16 protein-coding genes and 1 pseudogene are annotated in these 14,303 nt (G+C 68.8%); 8 read left to right on the plus strand and 9 right to left on the minus strand.

Annotated elements, in window-relative coordinates; genetic code table 11:
* Position 1: 1 nt before the first annotated feature.
* A complete protein-coding gene (locus FHS55_RS03155) occupies positions 2 to 1,012 on the minus strand; it encodes an ABC transporter substrate-binding protein (protein ID WP_183188201.1) in 1,011 nt (336 codons plus the stop codon).
* 112 nt (positions 1,013 to 1,124) lie between these two features.
* Here FHS55_RS03155 and FHS55_RS03160 point away from each other — a divergent pair, with 112 nt between their 5' ends.
* Positions 1,125 to 2,213 carry an LLM class flavin-dependent oxidoreductase gene (locus FHS55_RS03160; protein ID WP_183188202.1) on the plus strand — a complete coding sequence of 363 codons (1,089 nt, stop codon included), beginning with the start codon at positions 1,125 to 1,127 and terminating at the stop codon, positions 2,211 to 2,213.
* Here the strand turns inward: FHS55_RS03160 and FHS55_RS03165 are convergent.
* Positions 2,210 to 2,896, minus strand: a pseudogene (locus FHS55_RS03165) (site-specific integrase). The gene FHS55_RS03160 and the pseudogene FHS55_RS03165 sit on opposite strands and share 4 nt — an antisense overlap.
* 493 nt (positions 2,897 to 3,389) lie before the next feature.
* Here FHS55_RS03165 and dusA point away from each other — a divergent pair.
* Both dusA and FHS55_RS03175 read left to right on the plus strand, forming a co-directional pair.
* Positions 3,390 to 4,421, plus strand: a complete 1,032-nt coding sequence (gene dusA / locus FHS55_RS03170) for a tRNA dihydrouridine(20/20a) synthase DusA (protein WP_183188203.1) — start codon at positions 3,390 to 3,392, stop codon at positions 4,419 to 4,421.
* Positions 4,421 to 5,257, plus strand: coding sequence for a sulfite exporter TauE/SafE family protein (locus FHS55_RS03175; RefSeq protein ID WP_183188204.1), 837 nt, complete (start codon positions 4,421 to 4,423; stop codon positions 5,255 to 5,257). The genes dusA and FHS55_RS03175 overlap by 1 nt, the downstream gene beginning before the upstream one ends.
* A 17-nt stretch (positions 5,258 to 5,274) precedes the next feature.
* Here FHS55_RS03175 and FHS55_RS03180 read toward each other — a convergent pair whose 3' ends face one another.
* Genes FHS55_RS03180 through bluB form a run of 4 tightly spaced genes read right to left on the minus strand, consistent with a single transcriptional unit; the run spans position 5,275 to position 7,736 of the window.
* Positions 5,275 to 6,003: a TIGR02281 family clan AA aspartic protease gene (locus tag FHS55_RS03180; protein WP_183188205.1), complete on the minus strand. Its 729-nt coding sequence runs from the start codon at positions 6,001 to 6,003 to the stop codon at positions 5,275 to 5,277.
* Positions 6,000 to 6,176, minus strand: a complete 177-nt coding sequence (locus FHS55_RS03185) for a DUF1289 domain-containing protein (RefSeq protein ID WP_246339781.1) — start codon at positions 6,174 to 6,176, stop codon at positions 6,000 to 6,002. Before FHS55_RS03185 ends, FHS55_RS03180 begins: the two co-directional genes overlap by 4 nt.
* 20 nt (positions 6,177 to 6,196) lie before the next feature.
* A complete protein-coding gene (gene cobS / locus FHS55_RS03190; RefSeq protein WP_246339782.1) occupies positions 6,197 to 7,024 on the minus strand; it encodes an adenosylcobinamide-GDP ribazoletransferase in 828 nt (275 codons plus the stop codon).
* 16 nt (positions 7,025 to 7,040) lie between these two features.
* Positions 7,041 to 7,736 carry a 5,6-dimethylbenzimidazole synthase gene (gene bluB, locus FHS55_RS03195; protein ID WP_183188207.1) on the minus strand — a complete coding sequence of 232 codons (696 nt, stop codon included), beginning with the start codon at positions 7,734 to 7,736 and terminating at the stop codon, positions 7,041 to 7,043.
* Positions 7,737 to 7,809: 73 nt separating this feature from the next.
* Here bluB and cobT point away from each other — a divergent pair, with 73 nt between their 5' ends.
* Genes cobT through FHS55_RS03210 form a run of 3 tightly spaced genes read left to right on the plus strand, consistent with a single transcriptional unit; the run spans position 7,810 to position 10,072 of the window.
* Positions 7,810 to 8,832: a nicotinate-nucleotide--dimethylbenzimidazole phosphoribosyltransferase gene (cobT, locus tag FHS55_RS03200; protein WP_183188208.1), complete on the plus strand. Its 1,023-nt coding sequence runs from the start codon at positions 7,810 to 7,812 to the stop codon at positions 8,830 to 8,832.
* A 3-nt stretch (positions 8,833 to 8,835) separates the two neighbouring features.
* A complete protein-coding gene (locus tag FHS55_RS03205; protein WP_183188209.1) occupies positions 8,836 to 9,360 on the plus strand; it encodes a thermonuclease family protein in 525 nt (174 codons plus the stop codon).
* Between the two features lie 40 nt (positions 9,361 to 9,400).
* Positions 9,401 to 10,072, plus strand: coding sequence for a uracil-DNA glycosylase family protein (locus FHS55_RS03210; RefSeq protein WP_183188210.1), 672 nt, complete (start codon positions 9,401 to 9,403; stop codon positions 10,070 to 10,072).
* Here FHS55_RS03210 and FHS55_RS03215 read toward each other — a convergent pair.
* Positions 10,054 to 10,800, minus strand: a complete 747-nt coding sequence (locus FHS55_RS03215) for an ABC transporter permease (RefSeq protein ID WP_183188621.1) — start codon at positions 10,798 to 10,800, stop codon at positions 10,054 to 10,056. The genes FHS55_RS03210 and FHS55_RS03215 overlap by 19 nt on opposite strands.
* Before the next feature lie 2 nt (positions 10,801 to 10,802).
* Positions 10,803 to 11,528, minus strand: a complete 726-nt coding sequence (locus FHS55_RS03220) for an ABC transporter permease (protein ID WP_183188211.1) — start codon at positions 11,526 to 11,528, stop codon at positions 10,803 to 10,805.
* Between the two features lie 482 nt (positions 11,529 to 12,010).
* Between FHS55_RS03220 and FHS55_RS03225 the strand changes: the two genes are divergently transcribed.
* Entirely contained in the window at positions 12,011 to 13,201 is a 1,191-nt protein-coding gene (locus FHS55_RS03225) for an Mrp/NBP35 family ATP-binding protein (RefSeq protein ID WP_183188212.1), read from the plus strand.
* Between the two features lie 9 nt (positions 13,202 to 13,210).
* The gene (locus FHS55_RS03230; protein WP_183188213.1) at positions 13,211 to 13,501 is read left to right on the plus strand and encodes an antibiotic biosynthesis monooxygenase; all 291 of its coding nucleotides are present in this window, start codon (positions 13,211 to 13,213) and stop codon (positions 13,499 to 13,501) included.
* A gap of 10 nt (positions 13,502 to 13,511) precedes the next feature.
* On the opposite strand, the gene FHS55_RS03235 is transcribed toward FHS55_RS03230, so the two are convergent.
* Positions 13,512 to 14,246 carry an ArsR/SmtB family transcription factor gene (locus FHS55_RS03235; RefSeq protein WP_183188214.1) on the minus strand — a complete coding sequence of 245 codons (735 nt, stop codon included), beginning with the start codon at positions 14,244 to 14,246 and terminating at the stop codon, positions 13,512 to 13,514.
* Between the last annotated feature and the right edge of the window lie 57 nt (positions 14,247 to 14,303).

Below are 14,303 nucleotides of genomic sequence, written 5' to 3' on the forward strand. Positions count from 1 at the left end.
CTCAGCTCCCATTGCGTGCGTGCAGGCCCGGCTGGAACAGTTCCTTCCAGCTCGGCTTCTGCTTGATGAGGCCGATGCGGTGTTCAAAGTCGACGAACACCTCCACCCGCTCCGGGACGGTCGTAAAGCGGATCTGCGGGTCGCGGATGATGGCCTCGACAAAACCGGGATCCAGCTTCGACTTCTCGGCGGCGATATAGAGGGCGGCGGCGTCCTTCGGGTTCGCCTTGATCCACTCATTGGCCTCGTCCAGCGCGGCGACGAAGGCATCGACGGTCTTGGGGTTGTCCAACGCAAACTTCTTCGTGCCGTAGACGACGTTGAAGGTGTGCGGGCCGCCGAGCACATCGTAGCTGTTCAGCACCGCATGAACCTTGTCGTTCTGCAACTGCTGCTCGAAAAACGGCGGCGAGGTGAAGTGGGCAGTGATGCCGCCGGTCCCGGAGAGGATCGAGGCCGTCGCATCCGGATGTGGCAGGCTCACGGTGAGATGATCGAGCTTGTCATATTGGCCAAAGGCCTTCTCGGCTGCGATCTGGAGCACAATCGGCTGGAACCCGACCTTGACCGAGGGCAGGGCGATGCGATCGGTATCGGTGAAGTCCTTGATTGTCTTCACGTTCGGGTTGTTGGTGGTCAGCACATTCGGCATGGAGCCGAGGGCGGCGATCAGCAGGATGTCCGTTTTGCCGCGCGTCTTGTCCCAGGTGAGGATCGCCGGAGCAACGCCGGCCGTCGCGAAATCGAGGCCGCCGGAGATAAGCGAATCGTTCATGGCGGCCGCGCCGGAGAGGCGCAGCCACTCGACCTTGAGATCGTTTACGCCAGCGGTGGCGGCGTGTTTCTCGATGAGTTTCTGCTCCTTCGCGACGATCAGGGGCAGATAGGCGATTCCGAACTGCTGGGCGATCCGCAACTCATTCGTCTCCGCGCGGGCGGAGGAGACAGCGGATGAACCAGCGACCCACACTAGTGAAAATGTGGCAGCAACGAGCAGGGCGCGAACGCGCATGGGAAAGGCTCCATGTCTTGGGATGACCAACATTCAGAGCTTTATTATATAAAGTCAATATACTATAGAGACTTCCATCCGCTGCCTCGGCGCTCATGGAACGTGGATTGAAATGAGCCGTTCTGACTTCCTTTGGTACATCCCCAACGACGTGAAGGCCGGCCATCGTGGCGACGTGCCGGCGTCGAATTCTGGCACGCTCGACAGCCTGACCGATCAGGCGAAGGCACTTGAAGAGTACGGCTGGAGCGGTGCGTTGATCGGCACCGGTTGGGGGCGGCCAGACACCTTTACGGTCGCAGCGGCGCTCGCTGCGCGCACGACCCGTTTCGAGCCCCTGATCGCCATCCGTCCGGGCTATTGGCAGCCGGCCCAGTTCGCGTGTGCGGCGGCAACGCTTGACCAGCTTTCGGATGGCCGAACCCGTTTCAACATCGTCTCAGGCAAGGACAGCCTTGCCGCCTATGGCGACAGCGAGGGGGACGCCACGCAACGTTATGCGCGGACCCGCGAATTCATGCGACTGGTGCGCCGGCTTTGGACCGAGGAGGATGTCACCTTCAGCGGCGACTACTTCCTGGTCGCGGGCGCAACGGTGGAGCCGCGTATCACCGCGCGCGGCGCCCGGCTGCACCCGCGCTTCTATTTCGGTGGGGCCTCCGAGGCGGCCGAACGCGTCGCGGCGACCGAGGCGGATGTTCAACTCTTTTGGGGGGAGCCGCGCGACGGCGTGGCCGAGCGGATCGAACGTCTGAAGGCCTTGGGCCGCACGCTGGATCGCGATCTCCCGCCTCTCGAGTTCGGCCTGCGCATCACGACGCTGGTGCGGGATACGACGGCGCAGGCCTGGGCCGACGCCGAGGCAAAGGTGGCGGAGATGGCCAGAACCGGAGGCGCCGGCTGGCAGGATCACAGGGGCCCAGCCGCCGTTGGTCAGCAGCGCCTGCTCGACCTGCATCACCGCGGCGACGTGCTCGACGACAATCTCTATACGGCTCCGGGCAAGTTCGGCGGTGGTGGCGCCGGCACGACCTGGTTGGTCGGTTCGGCCGAGGACGTCGCCGGTTCGCTTCGAAAATACCAGGACCTCGGCATTACTCAGTTCATATTGTCCGACACGCCCTATCTGCGCGAGATCAAGCGGCAGGGAGAAACGCTGCTGCCTCTGCTGTCGCGACCTAACCTTTCTCTCGTCTACTAAGCCGCTCTCGGTGCCCGGATAGTGTGCAGCGCCTCCGGCTTGAGGTGTGTATAGCGCCGCAGCATCTTCCAGTCCTTGTGGCCGGTCACGAGCGCCACCTGTTCGATGGAGAAACCTGCCTCAAACAGCCGGCTGGTGCCTTCGTGGCGCAGGTCGTGGAAATGCAGGTCCTCGATCTTGAGGTCCTGGCACTGCCGACGAAACGCGGTGCCGACCGAGCGGCCGTTGTAGGGGAAGATGCGGCCTTCTCGACGGCTCAAGGCGGCTCCTTGCTACTCGATGATCTCACACGCGTCATAACCCGCCACATCGAGCAGCGGGATGCGCTGATGGTTGCCATCTTTCCTGCGCGGGTCCCTGCGGTCCCGAATGAGCAGCATCCGCGTCCTTGGATCGAAGTCGCGCCATTCGACGCGGCAGATTTCTGCCTGACGCATGGCCGTAGCTGCAGCAAAGCGCACGATGCGTCTAACGGGAATGCTCTGCCGAGGATTCTCGTCCAGCGCCGTGAGGATGCGGTTGGGTTCGTCCTGCGTCGGCCGGCGATCCCGCTCCTTGCCTTTTCCAATCAGGCCGAGCCGCTTCAGGGCGATGCGCGCGAGATCGAGGGGCTCGGTCGAGAGGGTCACGCCGTGGACCGCCGCAGCGTGGGAGAGCACGGTCTTGATATATCCGAAGTCCATGCTGACCGGACCAGCCCGTTCTTTGGCGCGGTCCCTTCCGTATTTGATGAGGCGCTCGCGGTCGATCTCGGCGATCTTCAGGGCTCGAGCGCCTCGTCGAGGGCGGTGAGGCAGAAATCCTTGGAGCGGCCGATCCGGATCCCCACCTCAGCCATGTCCTGGCGGTGGAGCGCGACGGGATCGCGGAGCGTTTCGCCTCGCGCGACTTGCGCATGACAGCGGGTTCCTGGCGATCGATGCGGCGCTCCAAGTCGAGCGTCCATTGTCGAGCACCCATTCTTCGGCATCCTGACAGCGCAGGAACGTCTCGTTGACGTACTGTCCCTTCCGACGGATCCGGGCTCTCCAGGAGCTGGATTTTAGTTTAGTGAAGGCAGCGAATCCGTGCGCGCTCCGTGTGCACTCACGCGTCGAAAAATCGGAAATTGGGGCGTATCGTGGCGAAAAATCGAGTGCACACGACGCGGCCCAGCTCCTTGAAGTTACAAAAATAATGCCGAAAGATCAATCATTTAGATTTTCTATTGCCCCGATGATGGACTGGACCGACCGGCACTGCCGAGCGTTCCATCGTACGCTGTCGTCCCACGCGCGGCTCTATACGGAGATGGTCACGGCCAATGCGGTCATCTTCGGGGATCGCGAGCGGCTGCTTGGGTTCTCCGATGTCGAGCATCCGCTGGCGGTGCAGCTCGGTGGCTCGGAGCCGGAGGCGCTGGCCAAGGCGGCGCGGATCTGTGCGGACTGGGGCTATGACGAGATCAATCTCAATGTCGGCTGCCCGTCCGACCGCGTGCAGGGCGGCAATTTCGGCGCCTGCCTGATGCGCGATCCCGCGCTGGTGGCGCGCTGCGTCGCCGCCATGAAGGCGGAGGTCGCCATTCCCGTCACGGTCAAGTGCCGCATCGGCGTCGACGAGCAGGACCCCGAGACCGCCCTCGACGCGCTGGCCGACGCCGTGCTGGCGGCGGGCGTGGACGGATTGATCGTGCATGCCCGCAAGGCGTGGCTGCAGGGCCTGTCGCCGAAGGAGAACCGCGACGTTCCCCCGCTCGATTACGGTCGTGTGCACCGGCTCAAGCAGCGCTTGCTCGATCAGCGCTTGCCGGATGTGCCGGTGAGCATCAATGGCGGAATCCTGACGCTGGAGGAGGCTCAGGCGCAGCTCGCTTATGTCGACGGGGTGATGCTGGGGCGGGCCGCCTACCAGAATCCGGACCTGCTTCTGGCGGTCGACCCGGTGCTGTTCGGCGAGCCGGCGCCGCATGCGGACGGCTTCGCGGCGGTGGAGGCCTTCGAGCCCTATATCGCCGCGCATCGCGCGACGGGCGGGCGCCTGCATGACGTCACCCGTCACATGCTGGGCCTGTTCACCGGCCGGCCGGGCGCGCGGGCCTATCGTCGGCACCTTGCCACGGAAGGCGTGAAGCCCGAGGCGGGGTTGCCGGTACTGCGGGCGGCGGTGGATGAGGTGCGTCGGGCCGAGGCGCGGCGCGCGGCCGGGCGCGCGGCGCTGGTGGCCTGATGCTCGAATCCATTCCGCTCGACCATCTGATGTGGCTGGCCGGCGCGCTGCTGGCGGCGGGCTTTGCCACGGGTATCCTCGCCGGTTTGTTCGGCATTGGCGGCGGGGCGATCCTGGTGCCGGTGCTCTATGAGGTGTTCGGCGCCATCGGGGTGGGCGATGGCGAGCGCATGCATGTCTCGGTCGGCACCGCGCTCGCTATCATCGTGCCCACCGCGTTGCGCTCTTTCTTTGCCCATCGCGCCCGCACGAAGGTCGATAATACCGTGCTGCGGCAATGGGCGCTTCCGCTCGTGGTCGGCGTCGTCGCCGGCTCCGCGCTGGCGGCCATCTCGCCGGACACGGTGCTGAAGATCGCCTTCGTGCTGTTCACCGTGCTGATGTCGTCGAAGCTTCTGTTCGGCCGCGACAGCTGGGTTCTGGCGGAGCGACTGCCCGGCCGGCTGGCCATGTCGGCCTATGCCTTCGCCATCGGTGCCGCCTCGCCGTTGATCGGCATCAGCGGCGGCGGCATCGCGACGGTGGTGCTCACGCTCTACCGCGTGCCGATCCACACGGCGATCGCCACCTCGGCGGGGCTCGGCGCGCTCATCGCGGTGCCGGGTACGCTCGGCTATATCGTCAGCGGGCTGCCGCATCTGGCGCAGCTGCCGCCCTTCTCGCTCGGCTATGTCTCGCTGCCCGGTCTCATACTGGTCGGCGGCGTGGCGACGCTGGCCGCCCCGCTCGGCGCGCGGCTGGCGCACCGCTTCTCCAAGCGCCAGCTGGAGGTCGGATTCGGGGTGTATCTCCTGACCGTCGGCCTGCGCTTCGTGTTCGCGCTGGCGGGGCACTGAGCACCGCCGGCGCTCCCTCAGGGCGAGCCGACCTTCGCCCGCATCACCAGCTTCTCGCCGCGGATCTCGAAGCTGCCGAGCCGCGAGAGGAAGCTCATGCCGAGCAGGCTGTGCTTGAGCGAGCCGGGGCTGGCGATCAGCGCGGGCACCTTGCGCTCGGCAATGCTGCCGGCGATCTCCACCTTGTCGAGCACCACGGCGGCGGCGCGCCCGCGCCCGTTCGCGGTGTCGATCGGGATGTCATATTGCAGGAACTCGATCGGCAGGCCCACCGCCACCGCGTCCTCGGGCGTCAGCACCATGCTGGAGGCACCGGTATCCACCAGCATGGGAATGCGGTTGCCGTTGATCTCCACCCGCACGTTGAAATCGCCGTCGCGCGCGCGCGCCACCTCCACCGCGGGGGTGCCGTCCTTGGCCAGCGGCACCGCATAGCCCGGCGCCAGCTCGGCCAGCACGCGATAGGCGGCGGCGTGGATCTCGAAGCGGTAGGTATAGCCGGTGGCGAGGAAGGCGAAGATGACCCCCCACAGGATGGCGGCGCGCAGCAATTCACCGATTCGGCCGGTCAGCACCGTGAAGGTGACGGCGCCGAGCACCAGCGCCAGCGAGCCATAGCCCACCGCATGGACGAGGTCTCCCATGTCGAGGCCGGCCACGGCGCCATATTGCGAGGCCCAGACGAGCAGGCCGATGCCGCTCGCCAGCCCGAGGATGACGGTCCACAACAGGCGGTCGGCGTTCATCGGTCGCTCTCCGCGGTGGGGCGGCCGGCGAGGCGGGCCATGATCGCGCGCCGCTCGGCTTCGGTCATGCCGCTCCAGGCGCCGATTTCCGCCAGCGTCCGGCCACAGCCGAGGCACTGCCGTCCGCTCACATCGAGCGTGCAGATCGAGATACAGGGAGTTGAGACCGTCATCGGCATCGGAATCGGTACGCTTAGGGATGCCGGGAGAGGATAAGCAGACCCGTCAGGAAGGCAATCTCGACCACCAGCACTGCCGCACCGGCGACATCTCCCGTTTGCCCGCCGAATTGGGCGCGGGCAAGGCGGACGAGGGCGAAAAACCCCGCTGCCGCAAGGAGAAGGCCGCCGAGCAGGGCCCCCGCGCCAAGGCTGGGGACAACCGCCACGGCGGCGATCGCGAAGGCCACCGCCAGCCCCACGGCGAGCGCCATGCCCGCCGGGCGCCCGGCGCGGCGCGACAGGCCTTCCGCCCGCGCCGGGGGCAGAGCGGCGAGCATGGCCAGCGCCCCGACCCGCGAAAGCGACAGCGCCGCCACCAGCGCCCCGGCCACCGCCGGCACGCCGTGCTGCGCCAGCGCCTGCAGCGTGCCGGCGCGCAGCGCGAAGCTCACAACCAGCGCCAGCACGCCGAAGCTGCCGATCCGGCTGTCCTTCATGATCTCCAGCCGCCGCGTCCGCGTCGTGCCGCCCAGCGCATCGGCCGTATCGGCCAGGCCATCCTCGTGAAAGCCGCCGGTCACCATCATCAGCGCGGCCAGCGTCAGCGTGGCGGCGAGAAAGGCGCCGAGGCCGAGCGCGGCCGCGAGGGTGAAGACGAGGGCGCCGATCAGCGCGATCAGCGCACCGGCCACCGCGAAGGCCGGCGCCATCTGGCCGAGTTCGCGCCCCTCATCCCACGGCCGCTCGAAGGGCAGGGGCGGGATGGGCAGCCGCGAGAGGAAGCGCAGCGCCGCCGGCACGTCGCCGGGCGTGTCGCGCAACATCTGTCCGAGTCCCGGGCCGAGCATGGGAATGGGCATGGTGGGCGGGCTTCCTTCAGCGCTCCAGCAGGACATCGGCCAGCGGCCGCCGGTGCTCCCAGCCGGCGCGCTCCAGTTCGGGCACGTCGGACGGCTCGCAGGGATAGCCGATGCAGAGATAGCCGACCAGCCGCCATTGGGCGGGCACGTCGAGCGCCGTCGCCACGGCCGGGGGATCGAGGATCGACACCCAGCCCACCCCGATGCCGCGCGCCGCCGCCGCCAGCCACAGCGTGTGGATCGCCATCACGGCGGAATAGGCGAGCGTTTCCGGCATGGTGGCGCGGCCGAGGCCATGGCCTTCGCGCGGATCGGGTTCGACGAAGACCGCGAGATGCTCGGGCGCGTCATCGAGCCCGGCGAGCTTGAGCCGGGCATAGAGCGCCGCGCGGCTCGCGGGCTGGGCCGCCAGTGCCTCAGCGTTGCAGGCGGTGAAGATGGCACGCACCGCCGCGCGCCGCTTCGGCGCGCCGACCCGGACGAAGCGCCAGGGCTGGCTGAGGCCGACGCTGGGCGCCTGCATGGCCAGCGCGAGCAGCGCCTCCACCTCGCCCGTCGCCAGTGGCGTGCGCTGGAAATGCCGCACATCCCGCCGCCAGGCGAACAGCGTGTCGAGCCGGGCGCGAAACGGCGCGTCGAACAGGGGAGGGTTGGGGCGCTCGGTTGACGCTTCGGGAGGCGTGTCGTCCGGTTTGGGGGGTTGCGCGTGCATGTGCGAGGGTCTACCCCGCCGCCGCGCCCGACGCGATCCCCCGCGCCGGTTCCGCATCACGAACGAGGCTTCCATGCTGCGCTCCGCCACCGGCCTGCCCTTCGACGACATCCGCAACCTCGTCGCGCAGATGCCCGGCCCGGATGAAGCCGCCCGCGCCGCGGCGCGGGCGCGCCAGGACAGGCTGGTGAAGCCGCCCGGCGCGCTCGGGCGGCTGGAGGAGATCGCCATCCACATCGCGGGCTGGCAGGGCCGGGAGATCCCGGCGGTGAACCGGCCGACCGTGGCGGTGTTCGCGGCGACCCATGGCGTGGCCGGGCGCGGCGTGTCGCCGTATCCCTCCGAGGTGACCAAGCAGATGGTTGCCACCTTCACGGCGGGCAAGGCGGCGGTGAACCAGATCTGCGGCGTGTTCGGCGCGGGCCTCAGGGTGTTCGACCTCGCGCTGGATCTGCCCACTCCCGACATCGTCGAGGCGGACGCGCTGACCGAGGCGGAATGCGCCGCCACCATGGCGTTCGGCATGGAGGCGCTGGCCGGTGAGCCGGACCTGCTGTGCCTGGGCGAGATGGGCATCGGCAACACGACGGTTGCCGCCGCCATCTTCCACGGCCTCTATGGCGGCGAGGCGGCCGAATGGGTGGGTCCGGGCACCGGCTCCACCGGCGAGACGCTGGCGCGCAAGATCGAGGCGGTGCGCGCGGCGGTGGAACGTTCGCGCGGGCATCTCGATGACCCGCTGGAGGTGCTGCGCAAGCTCGGCGGGCGCGAGATCGCCGCCATGGCCGGCGCCATCCTCGCCGCGCGCCTGCAGCGCGTGCCGGTGGTGCTGGACGGCTATGTCGTCACTGCCGCCGCCGCCGTGCTCAAGGCGATGGACCCGAGCGCGCTCGACCATTGCCTCGCCGGCCATGTCTCGGCCGAGCCGGCGCATCGCCGCGTGCTGGAGCAACTCGGCCTCGTCCCGCTGCTCGATCTCGGCATGCGGCTGGGCGAGGGCTCCGGCGCGGCGCTGGCGATCGGCGTCGTCAAGTCGGCGCTGGCCTGCCACGCCGGCATGGCGACCTTCGCGGAAGCCGGCGTATCGGACGCCTGAGCCTTGCCCCGGCTTTATCGACGCCCGCGCGGCGGCTGGCGCCCGAGCACGTGGCATTCCATCCTCTTCGCCGCGGCGCTGGTGGTGGTTGCGCTTGTCGTCGAGCGCCTCGTGCCGCCGCTCACCGGGTCGGTGCGGGTGGCGGATGGCGATAGCCTGGAAGTGGCGGGCGAGCGCGTGCGGCTGGGCGGCATCGATGCGCCGGAACTGCACCAGTCCTGCGGTCGGGCCGGCGAGATCTGGCCCTGCGGCGAGAAGGCGAAGGCCGCGCTCGTGGCGCTGCTCAAGGGCGGCAATGTCAGCTGCCGCCCGGTGGACGAGGACCGCTATGCCCGCGCCGTCTCCGTCTGCGAGGTGGAGGGGCAGGATATCGCCGCCCGCCTCGTGGAGCAGGGCTGGGCGGTGGCGACCGGCCTGTCCTATCGGCGCGAGCAGTCCGCCGCCCGCAATGCCGGGCGCGGCATCTGGTCTGGCCCGTTCGACCTGCCGGCCGACTGGCGCGCCGCCCATCCGCGCCCGCCGTCGTGAACCGCTTTCGCCGCGCCGGTGTCGCGCCTATCTAACGCGAATGCCCGCCTCGCCCCCCACGGAAACACTCGACGCGCTCCTCGCGCAGATCCGCGCCTGCCGGGCCTGCGTCGAGCATCCGCTCGGCCGGCCGCTGCCGCATGAGCCGCACCCGGTGCTGCATATGGGGGCGAGGGCGCGCATCCTGATCGCCGGACAGGCGCCGGGCACAAAGGTGCATGCGTCGGGCCTGTCCTTCAACGATGCGTCGGGCGAGCGGCTGCGCGCGTGGCTCGGCGTCGACCGGGCCACGTTCTACGATGCCGACCGGATCGCCGTCGCAGCCATGGGCTTCTGCTTTCCCGGGCAGGACGCCAAGGGCGGCGACCTGCCGCCGCGCAAGGAATGCGCGCGCCTCTGGCATGACCGGCTGTTCGCCGCGCGCCCGCCCTTCGACCTCGTGGTGGCGGTGGGCGCGAACGCGCAGGCCTATCATCTCCGGCGCCTCGGGCTGGAGCGCTTCGCCGGCGGCGGGCTCACCGAGCGGGTGGCGCGCTGGCGGGAGATCTGGGCCGCGTCAGGCGAGACCCGCGTGCTGGCGCTGCCGCATCCTTCCTGGCGCAACACGGGCTGGCTGAAGCGTCACCCCTGGTTCGAGGCGGAACTGCTGCCGGTGCTGCGGGCCGAAGTGGCGCGCCTTCTCGGGCAGCCCCCTCAACGCGAGAGCAACTGATGCCGGTTCAGCCGGCGTTCCAGCAGGTTCCACACCCGGCGTACGATTTCCACCATCAGGAGGTAGAGCGCGGCTGCCCAGAGATAGACCTCCATGTCGTAGGAGCGCGAGAAGGCGAGGCGGGTGACGCCCATCAGGTCGTACACCGTCACGACCGAGGCGATGGCGCTGGACTTGATCATCAGGATCAGTTCGTTGCCGAGCGGGCGCAGGCCCACCGCATAGGCCTGCGGCAGGAGGATGGTGCGGTAGATCTGGTAGCGCGTGAGCCCCATCGCCTTGCCGCCCTCGGTCTGGCCGACCGGCAGGCTCTGGATGCCGCCGCGCAGGATCTCGCACTGATAGGCGGCGGTGTTGAGCGTGAAGGTGAACACCGCGCAGTTGAACGCGTCGCGGAAGAACCACCACAGCCCGATATCGGTCAGCGCCTCGCGGAACTGGCCGGCGCCGTAATAGATGAGGAAGGTCTGCGCCAGCAGCGGCGTGCCGCGGAAGAAATAGGAATAGCCGAAGGATACCGACCGGGCGACCTTGCCGCCCTCGATGCGCGCGATGGCGAGCGGCAGGGACAGCACCGCGCCGATCCCCACCGAGAGGAAGACCAGTTGCAGCGTCACCCAGATGCCGCCGAGAAAGCGCAGCCCGTAGCGATCCATCAGGTCGGCATTCAGGCCGATGACGCCCATCAGCCAGAGGAAACCGTCGCCGGCCTGGGCAAGAAGGTTCATGATCATGCCTTGCCTCCCGCGCGCGTCAGCCCGCGATTCGCCCGCTTTTCGGCTCTCGTCAGCACGAGGCTGGAGGCGATGGAGAAGAGGAGATAGATGAGGCAGGCGACGAGATAGAAGAAGAAGGGCTGCTTGGTGACGCCCACCGCGATGGCGGTCTGGCGCATCAGGTCGTTGATGGCGATGACGGAGACCAGCGAGGTGTCCTTCATCAGCACCATCCAGTTGTTGGACAGGCCGGGCAGGGCGACGCGCCAGAGCTGGGGAAACACCACGAGACGGAAGGCATTGAACCGCGACAGGCCGAGCGCCGCCGCCGCCTCCTTCTGGCCGCGGGGCACGGCGCGCAGTGCGGCGAGGAACACCTCGCTGGAGAAGGCCGCCAGCACCAGCCCCAGCGCCGCGACGCCGGCGAGGAACTGATTGACCTCGATGGTCGCTCCCTCGACGAAATGGCTGGCGATGCGCGAGAACAGCATCTGCCCGCCATAATAGACGATGAACAGCGTGAGCAGTTCGGGCAGGCCGCGAAACACGGTGGTGAAGGTATCCGCCGCGGCCCGCAGCGCCCGAGAGCGCGAATCCTTGGCCAGCGCCACGGCGAGACCGAGCGCGAAGCCGAAGGGCAGAGTCGCGAGGGCGAGTTCGACGGTCAGCAGGGCGCCGCTGGCGATTTCATCGCCCCAGCCATTCGGGCCGAAGGAGAGCAGGCGCAGGAGATCCAGCATCGGGAGGAAGGCGCTCCGCAAGCGGCCGGTGGCCGTTGACGTGGGACGGGAGCGCCATTCCGGAAGCCTTGGCCCGGAACGGCGCGCGGAACGTCAGTCGACGCGGGAGGGCAGATGCACGGGCCCGGCCGGCGCGCCGCCGGAGGCGGGCGCGACGACGGAACAAACCGCCGCGAAACGGGTGACGAGGCTCATGCTGTTCCCCTCTGCCATTGTGCTCCCGCTGGAAGGCGGGGCCTGCGCCGGCTGTGTTTTTGTTCCGGCTCGCGCAATGCTGGCACTTTTGCCGGCCCCTGCGCAACGCCGCCGATGCAATAACGATCATAATCGCGAATGATGGAGAATTAAGCAGGAAACTGCGCCGCATGGCGTCGTGTTCCCGCCATACGCACAACTGATCGGCCGATGTGCATCGATGGGTTGACGCTGTGGGCGCTCTGGTGTCTCACCGCGGGGAACGACATGGAAGGAGCGTGACGATCATGGCGGTAACCGCAGATGAGGTTCGTGCCCGGCTGGCGCAGATTTCCGCGCCCAACGGCCAGCCCGTGACGCAGACGGGTGCGCTGTCGGACATCCTCGTGTCGGACGGCAAGGTCTACATGTCCATCACCGTCGATGCCGGCGAGGCGCAGGCCTGGGAGCCGGTGCGCGCGGCGGTGGAGCGCACCGTGCGCGGCACGCCTGGCGTGACCTCGGCGCTGGTGGCGCTGACCGCCGAGCGCAAGGGTGGCGCGGCGCCCGTGGGCGGCAGCTCCACCCAGCCCGTGCGCGTCTCGGGGCAGGGCGGGGGGCACTCTCACGCGGGCCATTCACATGCTGGCCATTCCCACGCGCAGCCGCCCGCCGATCCGCAGAAGGAAACCCCCGGCCTTCCGGGCGTCGGCGCCATCATCGCCGTGGCGTCCGGCAAGGGCGGCGTCGGCAAGTCCACGCTGGCGGCCAATCTCGCGCTCGGCCTGTCGTCGCTCGGCCTCAAGGTCGGTCTGCTCGATGCCGACATTTACGGCCCCTCCGTGCCGCGCCTGATGGGCCTCAAGGGCAAGCCCGACGTGGATGGCCGCATGCTGCAGCCGCTGCAGTCCTGGGGCCTCAAGGTCATGTCCATCGGCTTCCTCGTCGAGGAAGAGACGCCGATGATCTGGCGCGGGCCGATGGTGATGTCCGCCATCAGCCAGCTGCTCAAGGAAGTGAACTGGGCGCCCCTCGACATCCTCGTCGTCGACATGCCGCCGGGCACGGGCGACGCGCAGCTCACCATGGCGCAGCAGGTGCCGCTGGCCGGCGCGGTCATCGTCTCCACTCCGCAGGACCTCGCGCTGATCGACGCGCGGCGCGGCATCGCCATGTTCCAGAAGGTGAACGTGCCGGTGCTCGGCGTGGTCGAGAACATGAGCTATTTCATGTGCCCGCATTGCGGCACGCGCTCGGATATTTTCGGCCATGGCGGCGCGCGCCATGAGGCGCAGCGCCTCGGCGTGCCCTTCCTCGGCGAGGTGCCGCTGCAGATGGCGATCCGCGAGACCTCGGACGCCGGCCGCCCGATCGTGGCGACCGCGCCGGATAGTCCGGAAGCGCAGATCTACCGCAACATCGCCCAGGGCGTGCGCGAGGCGCTCGCCGCCCGCCGCGCCGGCGCCCGCGCCGCGCCGCGCATCGTGATGGAAAGCTGAGGCGCGCGCGTGCTGAAAGTGATCGCCCAGGATTTCATGCGGGTCGAGAGCATCGACCTCGTCCTGCCGCTCTATCGCGAACTGGTGGAAAAGACCCGGCAGGAGGCGCGCTGCCTCGCCTACGATCTGTTCATCGATCAGAAGGACCCGGGCCATTTCGTCTTCGTCGAGGAATGGCCCGATCGCGCGGCGCTGGACGCGCATTGCCGCACGGAACACTTCACCCGGCTGGTGCCGCTGATCAATGCGCACCAGCGCCAGCCGTGCATCATCACGCTGATGGAGCCCGTCGCGGCCTGAGCCGGCCTTTTCAGGCGCTCGGGCGGGCCCAGTCCTGCGGCAGGCCGAACATATCGGTGAAGCCGCGATGGCCCGCCGGCGTGATAGCGAGCGCGCGGCTGCCGGTCGTGCGGCGCACCCAGCCGCGCGCCAGCGCATTGCCCAGCAGCGCCGCGCCGAGATGGCCGGCGAGATGGGGCCGGCGCTCGCTCCAGTCGAGGCAGGTGCGGCAGAGCGGGCGTTTTGAGGCGCCCGCGAGGTCGATGCCGACATCGCACAGGAAGGCACGGCCGCCCTCGGTGACGAGGCCGGGGCCATTCGCCAGCACGATATGGTCGCGGCGGGTGAGGGCATCCGCCAGCGCGATGCCGAGCCGGCCGGCCATGTGATCGTAGCAGGTGCGCGCCAGCCGCAGCGCCTCGTCCTTCGGGCCCGGCGGGCGGTGGCGCTTCGGGCCGGCGGCGGCCACCGCCATCAGCGCCTCCAGCAGATCGGCGATCTGCGTCGAGGCGAGCCGATAATAGCGGTGCCGCCCCTGTTTCTCCACCGCGATGAGTTCGGCATCCAAGAGCCGCGCGAGGTGCCCGCTCGCGGTCTGCGCGCTCACCCCCGCATGGCTGGCGAGTTCGCCCGCCGCCAGCGCCTGCCCGCCCATGAGGGCGGCGAGCATGTTGGCGCGGGCGACATCGCCCATGAGGGCGGCGACCTGCGCGATGGCGTTGGCGGAGGCGATGTTGGAAGCGATGTTGGAGGCGATGTTGGTCATGGCGGCAGGTTAGCGGCGGCGCGGGCCCCCGTCATCGGCTCATGGTTCGGCCGTCGC

The organism is Ancylobacter tetraedralis (assembly GCF_014195655.1).
In the GTDB taxonomy this organism is placed as follows: Bacteria; Pseudomonadota; Alphaproteobacteria; order Rhizobiales; family Xanthobacteraceae; genus Ancylobacter; species Ancylobacter tetraedralis.

Excerpts from the sequence above, each read along its gene's own strand:
- FHS55_RS03225 (WP_183188212.1), top strand. The coding sequence starts at position 12,011 with ATGGCGGTAACCGCAGATGAGGTTCGTGCCCGGCTGGCGCAGATTTCC.
- FHS55_RS03180 (WP_183188205.1), bottom strand. The coding sequence starts at position 6,003 with ATGAACGCCGACCGCCTGTTGTGGACCGTCATCCTCGGGCTGGCGAGC.
- FHS55_RS03235 (WP_183188214.1), bottom strand. The coding sequence starts at position 14,246 with ATGACCAACATCGCCTCCAACATCGCTTCCAACATCGCCTCCGCCAAC.
- dusA (WP_183188203.1), top strand. The coding sequence starts at position 3,390 with ATGCCGAAAGATCAATCATTTAGATTTTCTATTGCCCCGATGATGGAC.
- cobT (WP_183188208.1), top strand. The coding sequence starts at position 7,810 with ATGCTGCGCTCCGCCACCGGCCTGCCCTTCGACGACATCCGCAACCTC.
- FHS55_RS03210 (WP_183188210.1), top strand. The coding sequence starts at position 9,401 with ATGCCCGCCTCGCCCCCCACGGAAACACTCGACGCGCTCCTCGCGCAG.
- bluB (WP_183188207.1), bottom strand. The coding sequence starts at position 7,736 with ATGCACGCGCAACCCCCCAAACCGGACGACACGCCTCCCGAAGCGTCA.
- FHS55_RS03160 (WP_183188202.1), top strand. The coding sequence starts at position 1,125 with ATGAGCCGTTCTGACTTCCTTTGGTACATCCCCAACGACGTGAAGGCC.
- FHS55_RS03175 (WP_183188204.1), top strand. The coding sequence starts at position 4,421 with ATGCTCGAATCCATTCCGCTCGACCATCTGATGTGGCTGGCCGGCGCG.
- FHS55_RS03215 (WP_183188621.1), bottom strand. The coding sequence starts at position 10,800 with ATGAACCTTCTTGCCCAGGCCGGCGACGGTTTCCTCTGGCTGATGGGC.
- FHS55_RS03220 (WP_183188211.1), bottom strand. The coding sequence starts at position 11,528 with ATGCTGGATCTCCTGCGCCTGCTCTCCTTCGGCCCGAATGGCTGGGGC.
- FHS55_RS03155 (WP_183188201.1), bottom strand. The coding sequence starts at position 1,012 with ATGCGCGTTCGCGCCCTGCTCGTTGCTGCCACATTTTCACTAGTGTGG.
- FHS55_RS03185 (WP_246339781.1), bottom strand. The coding sequence starts at position 6,176 with ATGACGGTCTCAACTCCCTGTATCTCGATCTGCACGCTCGATGTGAGC.
- cobS (WP_246339782.1), bottom strand. The coding sequence starts at position 7,024 with ATGCCCATTCCCATGCTCGGCCCGGGACTCGGACAGATGTTGCGCGAC.